General features: G+C 63.0%; 17 protein-coding genes. 10 read left to right on the plus strand and 7 right to left on the minus strand.

What is annotated here, in order from left to right:
- Positions 1-140 precede the first annotated feature (140 nt).
- The 10 genes from MF134_RS00875 to MF134_RS00920 all read left to right on the plus strand — a co-directional run bounded on the left by MF134_RS00875 (position 141) and on the right by MF134_RS00920 (position 8,609).
- Positions 141-1,343, plus strand: a complete 1,203-nt coding sequence (locus MF134_RS00875) for a cysteine desulfurase family protein (RefSeq protein ID WP_255337505.1) — start codon at positions 141-143, stop codon at positions 1,341-1,343.
- A 131-nt stretch (positions 1,344-1,474) separates the two neighbouring features.
- A complete protein-coding gene (gene sufB / locus MF134_RS00880) occupies positions 1,475-3,007 on the plus strand; it encodes a Fe-S cluster assembly protein SufB (protein WP_255337506.1) in 1,533 nt (510 codons plus the stop codon).
- Positions 3,004-3,225 (plus strand): hypothetical protein, encoded by a 222-nt coding sequence (locus MF134_RS00885; protein ID WP_255337507.1) that lies wholly within the window; start codon positions 3,004-3,006, stop codon positions 3,223-3,225. Before sufB ends, MF134_RS00885 begins: the two co-directional genes overlap by 4 nt.
- 156 nt (positions 3,226-3,381) lie before the next feature.
- The gene (gene sufC / locus MF134_RS00890) at positions 3,382-4,137 is read left to right on the plus strand and encodes a Fe-S cluster assembly ATPase SufC (protein ID WP_255337508.1); all 756 of its coding nucleotides are present in this window, start codon (positions 3,382-3,384) and stop codon (positions 4,135-4,137) included.
- Positions 4,134-5,402: a Fe-S cluster assembly protein SufD gene (sufD, locus tag MF134_RS00895; RefSeq protein WP_369695398.1), complete on the plus strand. Its 1,269-nt coding sequence runs from the start codon at positions 4,134-4,136 to the stop codon at positions 5,400-5,402. The genes sufC and sufD overlap by 4 nt, the downstream gene beginning before the upstream one ends.
- Before the next feature lie 93 nt (positions 5,403-5,495).
- Positions 5,496-6,746 (plus strand): cysteine desulfurase, encoded by a 1,251-nt coding sequence (locus tag MF134_RS00900; RefSeq protein ID WP_255337509.1) that lies wholly within the window; start codon positions 5,496-5,498, stop codon positions 6,744-6,746.
- Positions 6,747-6,844: 98 nt separating this feature from the next.
- The gene (locus MF134_RS00905; protein ID WP_457589937.1) at positions 6,845-7,201 is read left to right on the plus strand and encodes an SUF system Fe-S cluster assembly protein; all 357 of its coding nucleotides are present in this window, start codon (positions 6,845-6,847) and stop codon (positions 7,199-7,201) included.
- 15 nt (positions 7,202-7,216) lie between these two features.
- Positions 7,217-7,639 carry a VOC family protein gene (locus MF134_RS00910; protein WP_255337510.1) on the plus strand — a complete coding sequence of 141 codons (423 nt, stop codon included), beginning with the start codon at positions 7,217-7,219 and terminating at the stop codon, positions 7,637-7,639.
- A 183-nt stretch (positions 7,640-7,822) separates the two neighbouring features.
- Positions 7,823-8,203 carry a Fe-S cluster assembly scaffold SufA gene (gene sufA / locus MF134_RS00915; RefSeq protein ID WP_255337511.1) on the plus strand — a complete coding sequence of 127 codons (381 nt, stop codon included), beginning with the start codon at positions 7,823-7,825 and terminating at the stop codon, positions 8,201-8,203.
- Between the two features lie 40 nt (positions 8,204-8,243).
- Positions 8,244-8,609, plus strand: a complete 366-nt coding sequence (locus MF134_RS00920; RefSeq protein WP_255337512.1) for a TfoX/Sxy family protein — start codon at positions 8,244-8,246, stop codon at positions 8,607-8,609.
- A gap of 7 nt (positions 8,610-8,616) precedes the next feature.
- On the opposite strand, the gene mazG is transcribed toward MF134_RS00920, so the two are convergent.
- From mazG to tmk, 7 genes are all read right to left on the minus strand, one after another.
- The gene (gene mazG / locus MF134_RS00925) at positions 8,617-9,495 is read right to left on the minus strand and encodes a nucleoside triphosphate pyrophosphohydrolase (protein WP_255337513.1); all 879 of its coding nucleotides are present in this window, start codon (positions 9,493-9,495) and stop codon (positions 8,617-8,619) included.
- Between the two features lie 434 nt (positions 9,496-9,929).
- On the minus strand, positions 9,930-10,322 hold the full coding sequence (locus MF134_RS00930; RefSeq protein ID WP_255337514.1) for a YkvA family protein: 393 nt from the start codon (positions 10,320-10,322) through the stop codon (positions 9,930-9,932).
- Position 10,323: 1 nt separating this feature from the next.
- Positions 10,324-11,133: an MBL fold metallo-hydrolase gene (locus tag MF134_RS00935; protein WP_255338000.1), complete on the minus strand. Its 810-nt coding sequence runs from the start codon at positions 11,131-11,133 to the stop codon at positions 10,324-10,326.
- A 38-nt stretch (positions 11,134-11,171) separates the two neighbouring features.
- Positions 11,172-11,972 carry a TatD family hydrolase gene (locus MF134_RS00940; protein ID WP_255337515.1) on the minus strand — a complete coding sequence of 267 codons (801 nt, stop codon included), beginning with the start codon at positions 11,970-11,972 and terminating at the stop codon, positions 11,172-11,174.
- Positions 11,972-13,522, minus strand: coding sequence for a methionine--tRNA ligase (gene metG / locus MF134_RS00945; protein WP_255338001.1), 1,551 nt, complete (start codon positions 13,520-13,522; stop codon positions 11,972-11,974). Before metG ends, MF134_RS00940 begins: the two co-directional genes overlap by 1 nt.
- Before the next feature lie 117 nt (positions 13,523-13,639).
- Positions 13,640-14,749: a DNA polymerase III subunit delta' gene (locus MF134_RS00950; RefSeq protein ID WP_255337516.1), complete on the minus strand. Its 1,110-nt coding sequence runs from the start codon at positions 14,747-14,749 to the stop codon at positions 13,640-13,642.
- A complete protein-coding gene (gene tmk / locus MF134_RS00955; protein ID WP_255337517.1) occupies positions 14,746-15,426 on the minus strand; it encodes a dTMP kinase in 681 nt (226 codons plus the stop codon). The genes MF134_RS00950 and tmk overlap by 4 nt, the downstream gene beginning before the upstream one ends.

Consider the following 15,426-nt stretch of genomic DNA (forward strand, 5'->3'; position numbering starts at 1 on the left):
AGCCCGGTCGGCTTCGTAAGTTCCACTTTAGAAGGGTTCCAAACTACGGAGGCCGTGCGAGGGCGTTTCTTAGTCCTTTTACTGGCCGAATTTCAAGGAATTTGCGTCGGCAGGAGCCGATCGATTCTCGGCGGATTCTGATGAGCGACCGCGAGCCGCGGATTTATCTCGACTACAATGCCTCCGCCCCGCTGCTTCCCGAAGCGCGGGACGCGGTGATGTGCGCGCTCGAACTCGCCAATCCTTCATCTACCCATCGCGAAGGACGCCGTGCTCGTGCCGTCCTGGAAGCGGCACGTGAAAGCGTCGCGACACTTTGCTCCGGGAAGGAGCGAAAGGTCGATGCCGAACAGGTCGTATTCACGAGCGGGGCCACCGAAGCGGCAACCCAACTTCTGTCGCCACGTTGGCTGGTTTCCGGCAAGGAGACCGAACTCTCCCGGTTGGCCGTGGTCGAGACGGATCATGCGGCAACGCGCGAGGGAGGGCGTTTCGATCCCGATTGCGTGACGCGCCTGCCCGTGGATCGTCACGGTATCGTGCGAATGGCCGCGCTCGAAACCTGGCTCGACGAGAGCGACGGCAAGCCTTCTCTCTTCGCGCTGTCCTGGGCAAATTCGGAGACGGGCGTGATCCAGCCCATTGCGCGCATTCGCGAGCGGATTGGCGAACGCCCGGTGCGTCTGGTCTTGGACGCTGCGCAGATTGGTGGGCGCCTTCCGATCGACCTCGAGGCAACCGGTGCGGACGCGATCGTCCTATCGGGCCACAAGATGGGCGCCATGAAGGGCGTCGGAGCCTTCGTCCTCGCCGATATCGGCACGCGGCCTTTTGCGATGTTGCGCGGTGGTGGCCACGAACGCGGCATTCGGGCCGGCACAGAAGCGTTGCCGGCCATTGCGAGTTTCGGCGCTGCGGCGGAAGCGCGCATGAATCGGATCGCGCCCGACGCGGATGCGATGCGGGCGCTCAGACATGATTTCGAGGCGCTAATCATGGAACGCGCGCCGGAAACCGTGATTTTGGGTGAGGGTGCTGAACGGCTTCCCAATACGGTTGCCATTGTCCATCCAGGCGTGAAGGGCGAGACCGCGCAGATCGCACTCGACCTTGCCGGTTTCGCCGTGTCCTCCGGAGCCGCGTGTTCCTCCGGAAAGGTGGGGCGAAGCCATGTGTTGACGGCACTCGCCTCGGCCGGACTGCCGATTGAGTCCTCGAGCGGTGCGATCCGGATCAGCTTCGGTCCTGATACGAATGCCGAAGCCCTCCGGCGATTTGTCGCCGCCTATGGAAAGCTGGCCGATCAGGCGCTTGCAAAGCTTGGATCGGTCGAAGCTGCGTGAATGCTTGCGAATAATTAGAATGGCACTAAAAAAGCGCGCACTTGCGAATTATCTTGACGGTCAGGAGCATATTTTCCAGACCAAAACCCCGACCACCGGACTTTGAATCCGGCGAGTATGGAGCGTGAAGCATGCCTGCAGTCCAGGAGACCATCGATCAGGTCCGCCAGATCGACGTCGATCAGTACAAATACGGGTTCGAGACGCTGATCGAGATGGACGTTGCGCCCAAAGGGCTCAACGAGGACATCATCCGTCTGATCTCCACCAAGAAGGGGGAGCCGGAATGGATGCTGAACTGGCGGCTCGAGGCGTTCGAGCGCTGGAAAACGATGGAGAGCCCTGACTGGGCGCGCGTCGACTATCCGCCGATCGACTATCAGGACATTCACTATTACGCGGCGCCGAAATCGATGTCGGGTCCGGCTTCCCTCGACGAAGTCGATCCGGAAATCCTGCGCACCTATGAGAAGCTCGGCATTCCGCTGAAGGAGCAGGAGATCCTGGCGGGCGTGCGCAAGGCCGACGAACCGTCACAGCTCGACGACGATTCCGGCACACCGCCCGCCGAGGGTGGCTACGGCAATCGCGTCGCCGTCGATGCGGTGTTCGATTCGGTGTCCGTCGCGACGACCTTCAAGAAGGAGCTTCAGAAGGCCGGTGTGATCTTCATGCCGATCTCCGAGGCCATCCGAGAGCATCCGGAACTCGTGAAGAAATATCTGGGCTCGGTCGTGCCGGCCTCGGACAATTTCTTCGCGACGTTGAATTCTGCGGTCTTCACCGACGGTTCGTTCGTCTATGTGCCCAAGGGCGTGCGCTGCCCGATGGAGCTGTCGACCTATTTCCGTATCAACGAGCGGAACACCGGGCAGTTCGAGCGTACGCTGATCATCGCGGACGAAGGCTCATACGTCTCCTATCTCGAAGGCTGCACCGCGCCCCAGCGCGACGAGAACCAGCTTCATGCGGCCGTGGTCGAGCTGATCGCTCTGGATGACGCGGAGATCAAATACTCGACCGTCCAGAACTGGTACCCCGGCGACAAGGACGGCAAGGGCGGCATCTACAATTTCGTCACCAAGCGTGGCGATTGCCGCGGCAAGAACTCGCGGATTTCCTGGACCCAGGTCGAGACCGGTTCGGCGATTACCTGGAAGTACCCGTCCTGCATCCTGCGCGGCGACAATTCCCGCGGCGAGTTCTATTCGATCGCCGTCTCGAACGGTCGCCAGCAGATCGATTCCGGCACCAAGATGCTGCATCTCGGCAAGAACACAACGAGCCGCATCATCTCCAAGGGCATCTCCGCGGGCAATTCCAACAACACCTATCGCGGCCAGGTGATGGCCAACCGCAAGGCGGTTAATGCCCGCAACTTCACCCAGTGCGACTCGCTGCTCATCGGCAATGACTGCGGCGCACACACGGTGCCATACATCGAAGCCAAGAACGCGACGGCCCAGTTCGAGCACGAGGCGACGACCTCGAAGATCTCCGACGACCAGCTCTTCTACTGCATGCAGCGCGGCATCCCCGAGGAGGAGGCCGTGGCGCTGATCGTCAACGGCTTCGTCAAGGACGTGATCCAGCAGCTTCCGATGGAGTTTGCGGTCGAAGCGCAGAAGCTGATCGGGATCTCGCTGGAAGGCAGCGTGGGATGAACGAAAACGTCGAGAACTTGGTGCTGGAGCATATGCGGGCCATGCGTTCGCAAATGGCTCGCATGGAGGAGAAACTCGACACGCTTTCTGCCGAGATGCTGATCATGCGTCAGCATGTTGGAGGGCTTGTCGGCAGTCAGACGCTCAACGATCAACGCTTCGCGACCATGGAAGCGCGCCTGGACCGAATCGAGCGACGGCTCGAACTCGTGGACTAAGCAACGCGGCAAGTGGGGCGCGCCGAGAGCGCGCGGCTGAGAGCACAGTGAGAAGGCCGTAATCTCATTGAGCGCAATGCATCTGGGCTGCTGAAATCGCCCCACTAATACCGGCACCACAGACACGACACACGAACGCTAGAGACCGAAACGACAATGCTTGAAATCAAGAACCTCCACGCCCGCGTGGCCGACGAAGGCACCGAGATCCTGCGCGGCGTCGATCTGACGATCGAAGCCGGGGAAGTGGCGGCGATCATGGGGCCGAACGGCTCCGGCAAGTCGACGCTCTCCTATATCCTCGCGGGTCGCGACGATTACGAGGTCACCGAGGGCGACATTCTCTACAACGGCGAATCGATCCTGGAGATGGAGCCTGACGAGCGCGCCGCGGCGGGGCTGTTCCTGGCCTTCCAGTATCCGCTGGAAATCCCAGGCGTTGCGACGATGACCTTTCTCAAGACGGCGCTCAATGCCCAGCGCAAGGCGCGGGGCGAGGCCGAGCTGATGACGCCGGACTTTATGCGCAAGGTCAAGGCGGCAGCCGGCGAACTGAAGATCGACGCCCAGATGCTGAAGCGCCCACTCAATGTCGGCTTTTCCGGCGGCGAGAAAAAGCGTGCCGAGATCCTGCAGATGGCGCTTCTGGAGCCTAAGCTCTGCGTGATGGACGAGACCGATTCCGGCCTCGACATCGACGCCCTGAAGATCGTCGCGGACGGCGTGAATGCCCTGCGTTCCGAAGAGCGGTCCTTCCTGGTGATCACCCACTATCAGCGGCTTCTGGAGTACATCGTGCCGGACACGGTGCACGTTCTCTACAAGGGGCGGATCATCAAGTCCGGCGACAAGAACCTAGCGTTGCAGCTCGAGAACGAAGGCTACAGCCAGATCATCGACGAGGCCGCATGATGAGTGTCACCGAACTCAGACCGAGGACACCGGCGGAAACGGCGCTGGTGAATCTCGCCGAAGCGGCCGGAGCCGATGAGGACGCTCGCCGATCGGCGATCGAGGCGCTCCGCCGCGAAGGCTTGCCGCATCGCCGCGTCGAGGCTTGGCATTACACCGATCTGCGCGCCTTGATGGGCCGGCGTCTGGGCAAGGACCAGGCGATCGAGGCCATCGCCGCGAAGGAGGCCGGCTCGACCGAGAGCGTTCTGGCTCCGCTGGTCGCCGGAAGCACGGTCGTCGACCTTGATCGGTCGGAAGCGGCAAGCGCGCCCACCGGTGTTTCTATTTCGGCGAGCGACGATCTCGCCGACTGGCACGAGACGCCGAACCATCTCGATCGTCCGGTCGACACGATCCGTGTCGTCAATGCCGCCTTTGGCGCGCGCATCGCAAAGATCGCGGTCGCGGAAGGAACGGAGTTCGCCTCTCCGATCGAAATGCGCAGCGGCATTGGGGCGCAGTCCCATGCCGGCTGCAGCGTCGAAGTCGGCAACGGCGCCAAGGCGACCTTCGTCGAGCGGATCGAAGGCGGCGGGTCGCCGGCGCCTTCGAGTGGTGTCAGCTATTTGACCGTGGGTGACGGCGCCGAAGTCCTCTGGATCATCGATCAGGCGAAGGACTCGGGCGCCGCCCATCTTGGTCAACTGAACGTCACGGTCGGTGCGGACGCGACGTTCAAGCTGTTTCTGCTCAATTCCGGCGGCGGCCTGGTGCGCTACGAGATCCACGCCGTCACGGCAGGCGAGGGATCCGAGATCAGGCTTCGCGGCGTGAACCTTCTGGAGAACGACCAGCATCTCGACGTGACCACGACCCTGCGGCACACCTACCCCAACACCACAGCGACGGAGACCTTCCGCAATGTGGTGACTGGCGGCCACGGCGTGTTCCAGGGAATGATCAAGGTTGCGCGGGAAGCCCAGAAGACCGACGCCAAGATGGCCTGCAACACCTTGCTCCTGTCGCAGGACGGTGACTTCTCGGCCAAGCCCGAGCTGGAAATCTTCGCCGACGACGTCCAGTGCGGGCACGGTGCGACGGCGGGCGAGATCAACGCGGATCATCTGTTCTACCTGATGTCACGCGGCATTCCGGCGCCGCAGGCCAAAGCCCTGCTGGTCAAGGCGTTCGTCGACGAGGTGGTCGAGGAACTGGAGACAGAGGACGCCATCGCCGAGGCACTGGTCGCGAAGATCGACGCTTGGCTCGAACGGAGCCACTGAGACCAAACGGACGAGGGCGGCTTGCCGCCCACTGGGTGAAGTCCCGCCGCGATCGGCGGGCATCACCCGGCTAAAGCTGGAGTTGGAATTCCCATGACCGCAGAAGCGACGCTCGCGGACGGCAAGACCTACGATGTCGACAAGATTCGGGCCGATTTCCCGATCCTGAAGAAAGAGGTCTATGGCAAGCCGCTCGTCTATCTGGACAACGGGGCGTCCGCTCAAAAGCCGCAGATCGTTCTCGACACGATCATGCAGGCCTACAGCGAGGACTACGCCAATGTTCATCGCGGGCTGCACTATCTGTCCAACCGCGCCACCGAGGCTTACGAGGCCGCGCGTGGCAAGGTCGCGGAGTTTCTGAACGCCGGCTCGTCCGAAGAGATCGTGTTCACTCGGTCGGCGACCGAAGCGATCAATCTCGTCGCTTATGGCTACGGCATGGAGCAGATCGGGGAGGGCGACGAGATCGTCGTCACCTTGATGGAGCACCACTCCAACATCGTGCCGTGGCATTTCATCCGCGAGAGGAAGGGCGCCAAGCTCGTCTTCGTGCCGGTGGAGGAAGACGGTTCGATCAGCGTCGAGGCCTTCGAGAAGGCAATAACGCCGAAGACGAAGCTCGTCGCGACGGCCCACATGTCCAATGTGCTCGGCACGGTCGTCGACGTGAAGGCCGTCACGGCACTCGCCCATTCCAAGGGGATTCCGGTTCTCGTGGACGGCAGCCAGGCGGCCGTGCATCTGCCGGTCGACGTCCGCGACATCAATTGCGATTTCTACGTCTTCACCGGCCACAAGGTCTACGGGCCGACCGGCATCGGCGTGCTTTATGGCAAACGCGCCATGCTTGAAGCGACCGCGCCGTTCAATGGCGGTGGCGAAATGATCGCCGAAGTGACGGAGGAGGGCGTGACCTACAACGCGCCGCCCCATCGTTTCGAGGCGGGCACGCCGCCGATCGTGCAGGCGATCGGTCTCGGCGCGGCGCTGGACTACATGCAGAGCGTTGGTCGCGAGGCGATCTCGGGGCATGAAGCCGAGCTTGCCGCCTATGCCCACGAGCGGCTGAAGGCGATCAATTCGCTGCGGATCTATGGCGAGGCGCCGGGCAAGGGTGCGATCGTCTCCTTCGACCTCGAAGGCATTCACGCCCATGACGTGTCGATGGTGATCGATCGCGAAGGCGTGGCCGTGCGCGCCGGAACCCATTGCGCTCAACCGCTCTTGAAGCGTTTCGGCGCGACCTCCACATGCCGGGCATCCTTTGGTATGTATAACACCTTGGGCGAGGTGGACCGCCTGGCGGAAGCCCTCGAAAAGGCCCGGCGTTTTTTCGCCTGAGCGCAACCTGAAAAGACGACTGCATGACGGACGAAGTCGACACCGAGAGCAACGAGCCGACCGTTTCCACGCCTGCGGACGATACCGCTGCGGCGAATATGGCGATGGCTTCGGGAGAGCAGCCGACCTCAGCGATTCCAGCCGAGGAGCTGTCGCGGCTGACCGACGACATCGTCGGCGCGCTCAAGACGGTCTACGATCCCGAGATTCCGGCCGACATCTACGAGCTCGGTCTCATCTACAAGATCGACATCGACGACGAGCGCAATGTCGACGTGGAGATGACCCTGACGGCGCCTGGCTGCCCGGTCGCCGGCGAAATGCCGATCTGGGTCGAGAACGCCGTCGGCTCTGTCGACGGCGTTGGCCAGGTCAAGGTCGAGATCGTCTTCGATCCGCCCTGGACGCCGGAGCGCATGAGCGAGGAAGCCCAGGTCGCGGTCGGCTGGTACTGAGACCAAGGTCCGACGATGGCCCCGCCGCTTTCCGGTCTGCTCGAAACCTGTCTCTATGTTGACGACATGGATCGGGCGAAGGATTTCTACATCCGGCTTTTCGGCCTGAGCCCGTTGTTCGAGGAAGACCGGATCACGGTGTTCCGGCTCGAAGATGGAACCGTCTTGATCCTGTTTTTGCGTGGCGGGACCCTCGAGCCGGTGGAAATTCCAGGCCAGGGCACGATCCCGCCCCATGACGGACACGGGGCGCTTCATTTCGCGCTGGCCATTCCGGACGGAGCTGTCGGGCAGTGGCGAGAGCATATGGAGCGGTTGGGAATCGCGATCGAGAGTGAGGTCGCATGGTCAAAGGGCAGGGGGCACAGCCTCTATTTCCGCGACCCGGACGGCCATTGCGGAGAGCTTGCAAGCCGGGCGCTGTGGGCGCGAAGCTGAGCCCGCCGGTCGCTCGAACTTGCGCTCGGGCGGCATAGACGCCATTTTCTGAAGTGGACGGACGCGCACAAGTTTCCGGCCGGGATCGCAGGATAGCTTATCGATGCTTCCTCGTGAGACGGTCGTAACAAGAGACGGAGCCGGTCTGTCACAACGCTTCGAGCCGAAAGGACGACGTGAACCATGAGCCGATTTGCCGTGATGAGCCTGACCGATGCCGCCGCCGAGCGGGTCAAAGCGATCCTTGCGGCCAAAGGTGACGACGCGCTCGGAATTCGCGTCGGCATCAAGAAGGGCGGCTGCGCAGGGATGGAATACACGATCGATCTCGCGACCGAACAGAAGTCAAACGAGGACGTGATCGAGCGCGACGGCGCTAAGGTGTTCATCGCGCCGGAGGCTGTACTCTTTCTGCTCGGCACCGAGATGGATTACGAAGAGACCGTCATCCGCTCGGGCTTCACCTTCAAGAACCCCAACCAGACCTCGGCCTGCGGCTGCGGCGAATCCGTCGAGCTCAAGCAGGCGGATCTGGCAGCCATGGCCGGTCACGGGCACCAATAACAAGACACCGAACGGTCTCGGTGGCGGCGGGAGAGGGCTTTTGGACGACGAGTTTCTCCGCGACCTCTTTTCCAGCCTCCCCGTCATTTCCATCCGCCGCATGTTCGGCGGCAAGGGCATCTATAGCGACGGCCGGATCGTGGCTGTCGTGGTCGGCGACGAACTCTATCTGAAATCCGACGATCAGGCAGCCGAGCGCTACGAAGCCGCCGGGCTGAAGCGCTGGGTCTATCCGCGGCCGGGCAAGACACCGATCACCATGCCGTATTATCGGCTGCCGGACGAAGCCTTCGACGATCCGGAGGTGGCGGCCGACTGGATCGCGGTGGCGGACGCGGCGGCGAGCCGGGCCTCGAAGACGGGGAAGCCGAAACGGACAAGGCGCGTACGCAAACGTATGGCGTGAACAGAGGTCACAGGCCGGTGCCCCGATCCTTGCCCTTTGCCGCGACCCAGAGCGCTTCCATCTCGTCCAGGCTTGCGTCACTCGGAGACTTTCCCTGCAAGGCTAGGCCGTCCTCGATATGCGCGAAGCGATCGCGGAATTTCGTCACCGAACGGCGCAGCGCCTTTTCCGGATCGATGCCGTGATAGCGCGCCAGATTGGCGACGCTGAACAACAGGTCGCCCATTTCGGCCTCGCTCGCATCGGCGATGCCTTCAGACATCGCCCGATCGAACTCGCCCATTTCCTCTTCGATCTTCGCCTTGATGGGCGCCGGATCGTTCCAGTCGAACCCAACCGTCGCGGCCTTGCTCTGGACCTTGAGTGCAAGGGTCAGCGCCGGGAAGCTGGCCGGTACGGCTTCCAGGAGTCTGGCTGATCCAGATCTCTGCCGCGTAAAATCGACCGGAGCTTTGCCCGACAGCGAAGCTTCGCTGCCGGCTTCAAGCCGCGCGGCCGCACGCTCGGCTTTTTCCTCGGCCTTGATCCGTTCCCATTGGCCCTTGGCCGAGCGCGCCGACCGTGCTTCGGCGTCGCCGAAGACATGCGGGTGGCGGCGGATCATCTTGCGCGTGATCGCTTCGACCACATCCTCGAACTCGAACAGGTCGCGCTCGGAAGCAAGCTGCGCGTGATAGACGACCTGGAGCAGAAGATCGCCGAGCTCTTCCTTCAGGTCGACCGCATCGTCGCGTTCAATCGCGTCGGCCACCTCATAGGCTTCCTCGACCGTGTAGGGCGCGATCGTCGAGAAGTCCTGTTCGAGGTCCCACGGGCATCCGGTCTCCGGCTCGCGCAGTGCCGCCATGATCTCGATCAGCCGAGCGATGTCCCGCGATGGTGTCATGGGGTCTGTTCTCTCCAGAAGGATTGCGGAAGCGATGAGACCGACATGGACCAGACCCGCCGGGCTTCCGCAAGATGGTGATCGGCCGGTCGCGCAGACGAGCCCAGCAGACACGGCCATGGTGGGCCCAAAGGCGGACGTCTGGCGCATCGAGGACGGCGAAATCCATTCGAACAAATTTAACCAAGTTTCGCAGCCGGGGAGAAATGCCTCGGAAGCAGTCGCGATTGCGGTGCTAAAACGGAAAGTCCTGGCATGGAGCCAGACCGAGGGTCGGGAAAACGGGGGATAGGGCATGGCCGGTTCCGAGACACAGTGGCGCGCCCATGTCAGTAAGTGTCATAAGATAGATTATGGAACATAATATGCATTGGGCCAGCGTGGCGGTTCTTGTCCAATCGTTGCTCGCGCTGGGCGCCATCGCGGCTCGACCTTCAAGGTCGCATCCACCAGCGCCATCCCCAAAAGCCCATGGTCAGCAGCCCAAAAGACCAGAGCGCGACGACCAGGACCATGCCCGCACGTCCTACCGCCCTGTCGGACAACGTGTCTGTCGAGCGGCGGCATTCCTTCATCAGCTCCGCCGGAACGAGCTTCACGACGAGAAAAATGCCGAGCGGCAAGATCAGGAGATCGTCGAGCAGTCCAAGAACCGGAATGAAGTCTGGGATGAGATCGATCGGCGACAACGCATAGGCCGCGATGACGACAGCAAGCAGCTTGGCAATGCGTGGCGTCCTCGGATCGCGCGCGACAATCCAGAGCGCCCGACCGTCACGTCTCAGAGCGCGTGCCCAGTTTCGCAGACGGTCGTATGCCCTGGACATCTCAGTCGATCGGCAGTTCGATCGCGAGCCCGTCGTAGCCGGGCCGCACATGGTCCGGGAGTTCGGCAGAGAGCCGGTCGTAGTCGAGCGGCGTATGCATGTGGGTCAGGGTCGCGCGCGGTACGCCGAAGCGTTCGATCCATCCGAGCGCCTGTTCGACGCTGAGATGGCTCGGATGCGGGCGATACTGCAGGCAATCGATGACGATGTGCTCGGCGCCGCGAATGGCCGCGATCGCATCGTCGGGAAAATCGGAAACGTCGCTGCAATAGGCAAACGGGCCGACGCGAAATCCGAGCGAATGGATCGACCCGTGGATCTGGCGAAACGGCAGGATCTCCACGCGACCGCCGGGCCCATCGATTCCGAAGCGTTCTGCCGCGTCCATCGGCTCGCGTTGGATGATGGGCGGATAGTTGCTGCCGGGCGGTTTCTCGAAACAGTAGCGGAACGCCTCGAAGACGCGGTCATAGGTGAAATCGTCGGCATAGACCGGGATGCGGGTCTTCTGGGAAAGCGCGTAGCTCCGCAGATCGTCGATGCCATGGAAATGGTCGGCATGAGGATGGGTCAGAAGCACCGCTTCGAGCCGGTCGACACGGGCCGCCAGCATCTGGGCCCGGAAATCCGGTCCGCAATCGATCGCGATCCGCGTCGTGCCCTGGGCGCCGATCCGCTCGATCAACGCCGCTGGCCTCAGACGCTTGTTCTTCGGATTGTCCGGATCGCACGCCCCCCAATCGCCGTTGACCCGCGGGACTCCGGGCGATGAAGCACAGCCGAGTATCGTCAGGCGCAGCCGGTCGCTCATCGTCCACTCAGTCTCGAAGAACGCATGGTGGGAACGGCTCAAGCGGTGCCGCGCGGATCGTCGATCCGGCTGAAGAGACGAAAGAAATTGTCGCTGGTCCGTGTGGCGATCGCTTCGAGATCGACGCCTTTGACCTCGGCCAGAACCTCCGCCGTATGCCGCACATAGGCCGGCTCGTTGCGCTTACCGCGATAAGGCGGCGGCGCGAGATAGGGAGCGTCGGTTTCCACCAGCAGACGTTCCATCGGCACATCGGCGGCAATCGCCCGGATGTCGTCGGAGCGCTTGAAGGCGAGGATCCCGGAGAAGGACACGTAACCGCCCAGGGCCAATCCGGCCTCGGCCAACCCGCGCCCGGACGAGAAGCAGTGCAGAATGAAGTGGAAAGCCCCCTTCCCGCTTTCCTCCTCCAGAATGCGGATCATGTCGTCGTCGGCTTCACGCGCATGGATTACCAGCGGAAGCCCGGTTTCGCGCGCGGCGGCGATATGGGTGCGGAAGACACGGGCCTGAACGTCTCGCGGCGACTTTTCGTAATGATAGTCGAGCCCGGCCTCGCCGATCGCGACGATCTTGTCCCGCTCGCTGAGACGGATCAGCTCTTCGGCCGTGACGTCCGGCTCGGCGGCGGCATTGTGCGGATGCGTGCCGACCGACGCGTAGACCTCCGGGTGCTCGCTCGTGATCGCGATCAGCGTCTCGATCCGCGAGACGAAGGTGGAGATCGTCACGAAGCGCTGGATGCCGTTCGCCTTGGCCCGCTCGACAAGGGCGCTGCGCTCGCCGTCGAAATCGGGAAAATCCAGATGGCAATGGCTGTCGACGAGAAAGACCGCCATCAGGCTCCATCCTCGGCGAGCGTGTCGACGAAGCGCGGGAAGACCGGCTTCGGCGGCGGCATCGGGCTGCCGGGCTTGAGCGCCCGCTCGGGCGCCAGTTCGCTGAAGCTGCGCCGATCCGCTTCGACGCCGAGAGTGTCGAGCAGATTGCCGGCACTCTCCGGCACGAAGGGCTGCAGCAGGATCGCGACACGCCGCACGACCTCAGCCGTCACGTAGAGCACCGTGCCCATACGCTCCGGATCACTCTTGCGCAGCGCCCAAGGTTCCTGGCCGGCGAAATAGCGATTCGCCGATCCGACGACGTTGATGATACTGGCAAGTACGGCATGGATTTCCTGCCTATCGATCGCCTCGCGGGCCTTGGGCAACAAGGCGTGGGCTTCGGCGAGAATGGCCTCGTCCTCGCTTGTCAGCGTTCCGCAGGCGGGCACCTGCGCATCGCAATGCTTGCCGATCATCGACAGCGAGCGCTGGGCGAGATTGCCGATATCGTTGGCGAGTTCGGAATTGCTGCGATTGATGATCGCGTCGTGGGAGTAGTTGCCGTCTTGGCCGAACGGCACCTCGCGCAACAGGAAATAACGCAGCCGGTCGAGGCCATAGGTCTCCACCAGTGCGAAAGGATCGATGACGTTGCCGACCGACTTCGACATCTTCTCCCCGCGATTGAACAGGAAGCCGTGGGCATAGACGCGCTTCGGCAGAGGCAGCCGCGCCGACATCAGGAAAGCCGGCCAGTAGACGGTGTGGAAGCGGACGATGTCCTTGCCGATGACGTGGAGATCGGCGGGCCAGAAGGCGCCACGCTCCTTGCCTTCGAGATAGCCGGTCGCGGTCAGATAGTTCGTCAGCGCGTCGACCCAGACATACATGACGTGCTTTTCGTCGCCGGGCACGGGAATGCCCCAGTCGAAGGTCGTGCGCGAGACCGAGAGATCACGCAGACCCGAGTGCACGAACGACGTCACCTCGTTGCGGCGTTCGGCCGGGCCGATGAAGTCCGGATTGGCTTCGTAATGGGCAAGCAGCCGTTCCTGGAAGGTTGAGAGCCGGAAGAAGTAGCTTTCCTCCTCGACCCACTCGACCGGCGTGCCCTGCGGACCGTAGCGCTGCCCGTCCTCCTTTAGCGTGACCTCTTCCTCGCCGTAATAGGCTTCGTCACGCACCGAGTACCAGCCGGAATAGGAGCCCTTGTAGATGTCGCCGGCATCCTGCATGCGCTGCCAGATCGCCTGGCAGGTCTGCCGGTGACGGTCCTCGCTGGTGCGGATGAAGTCGTCATTGGACCCGCCCAGAACTTCCGCCATGCGCAGGAATTCCGCGGCGTTGGCGTCGGCGAGTTCGCGCGGCGAAACCCCCTGCCCGCGCGCCGCCTGAAGCATCTTGATGCCGTGCTCGTCGGTGCCGGTCAGGAAGAAGACGTCGTAGCCGTCGAGACGCTTGAAGCGCGCCAGCGCATCCGTCGCGATCAGCTCGTAGGCATGGCCGATATGGGGACGGCCGTTCGGATAGGAGATCGCCGTGGTCAGATAGAAGCGTTCGGCCATGGTGGCGTTGGAAATCCTTGAAAATCGGCTGGTCAAAACGGCCATCACGCCGTCCGGCAGGGCATCCGTCCCGCCTTTCTCTTCTCGGGAGATAGAGCATTCCCCCGCGCGGCTCAATCAGTCCCGAAACGCCGCGCCATTGCTGCCGTCGCTGCCACCGTGAAACGTCGCCCGGAGCTCGAAGATGCGGCTCGCCGTCGTCAGCGCCATCTGCTTGCGATCGAGATTGAACGCCGCTGCCTCGGCCAAGCGCGACGACTCGGCCTGCCAGAGTTCCGCGAAGGCCGCCGCCGCGGCCATGTCGCCGGCTCTCAACCGCTCCTCGCTCATGGCGGCGATGGCGCTCATCAGCGCGGACAGGAGGAGATCGTAGGAGGCTTCGCGGCCCTTCAGCGTCAGGGAATCGATCATTGACTGCAGGGCATTGAGGTCCGGAACATCGCTGGCGAGGAGCGTGGCGAGTGTCTGTTCGATCTCCGCGCCGCCATGGGTGGCCAGCATCAGCGCCTTGCGCACGCTGCCTTCGGCCGAGCGCAGCAGAATGTCCGCCTCGGCGCCCTCGCTCGGTGCCGCGCCACAGTGCGCAAGCGCCAATGTCAACTCGTCATCGCTCAGCGGATCGAACCGGGCCAGCCGGCACCGCGAGCGGATGGTCGGCAGGAGACGACCCGGTGTGTGATTGACGATCAGGAACAGCGAACGCGCCGGCGGCTCTTCCAGAAGCTTCAGGAGAGCATTGGCGGCGCTGCGATTGAGATCGTCCGCCGGGTCGATGAGCGCGATCCGCCATCCTTTGCCCGACGCAGTCGCATGGAAAAAGCGCCCGAGTCGCCGGACTTCCTCGACGGTGATCTGGGTCCGGTAGCCGCTGCCTCGCTCCACCGGCGGCCGGGTGACGTGGATCAGGGTGGGCAGGGATCCGATGGCGATCTGACGAAACACCGGATCGTCCGTGCGAAACCGCGCCGTGGTCTGATCATCGGTCTGTTCGTCAGCGTATTCGGCGCCGCTGAGAATCCGCGCAAAGGCGAAGGCAGCCGTGGCCTTGCCGATACCCCTTGGACCCTGAAGAAGCCAGGCGTGATGCAGCCGCTCCGATCGCGCCGCCGCGATCATTTCCCCAAAAATCGCGCCATGGCCGACAAGGGCCGGCGTGGCAGCCGGTGGCGGCACGCCCTCGATCGCATCGAACGTGTCGTAGCTTTCGACGGGTGCTGCGGCGTTCATTGCTCGTGGCCGAGCTTGAGCGAGCGGTCGATATCTTCGAAGCGCCGAGCTTCCAGGCGGTCGTCGACGAGTGCACGGATCTCTGCCGCCACGTCGTCGGCCGGACGATTGCCGTCGACCACCATGCAGCGCTCCGGTTCGTTCGCGGCGATCTTGAGGAACGCGCGACGACGCTCTTCCTGTACCTGAACGTCGTCCTTCTCGAACCGATCGGCCGATGCATGGCCGCGCCGCTTGCGCGCACGATCGGATCCGATCTCGGCGGGCACGTCCAGAACGATGGTGAGATCAGGATAGACCCCGTTCAAGGCCACCCTTTCGAGGCGCTCCATCAAGGCCTGATCGTTTTCCGGATCGAGAAACTGGTAGACGCGGGTGGAGTCGTGAAACCGGTCGCAAAGCACGATGTCGCCGCGCTGCAGAGCCGGCTGAATCAGTTCGGCAACATGATCGGCGCGAGCGGCTGCAAACAGCACGGCCTCCCATTCCGGCCCCAGTTCCTCGGCGGTCCCCGACAGGATGATGTGGCGAACGGCTTCCGCGCCGGGAGAGCCGCCCGGCTCGCGGGTGATCGTCACACTGTGGCCTTCCGAGCGCAGATGCGCCGCCAGTCGAGCGATCTGTGTCGACTTGCCGCCCCCTTCACCGCCCTCGAACGTTATCAAGAAACCTGCCAC

This window comes from Jiella marina (assembly GCF_024359545.1).
Taxonomy (GTDB): domain Bacteria; phylum Pseudomonadota; class Alphaproteobacteria; order Rhizobiales; family Rhizobiaceae; genus Jiella.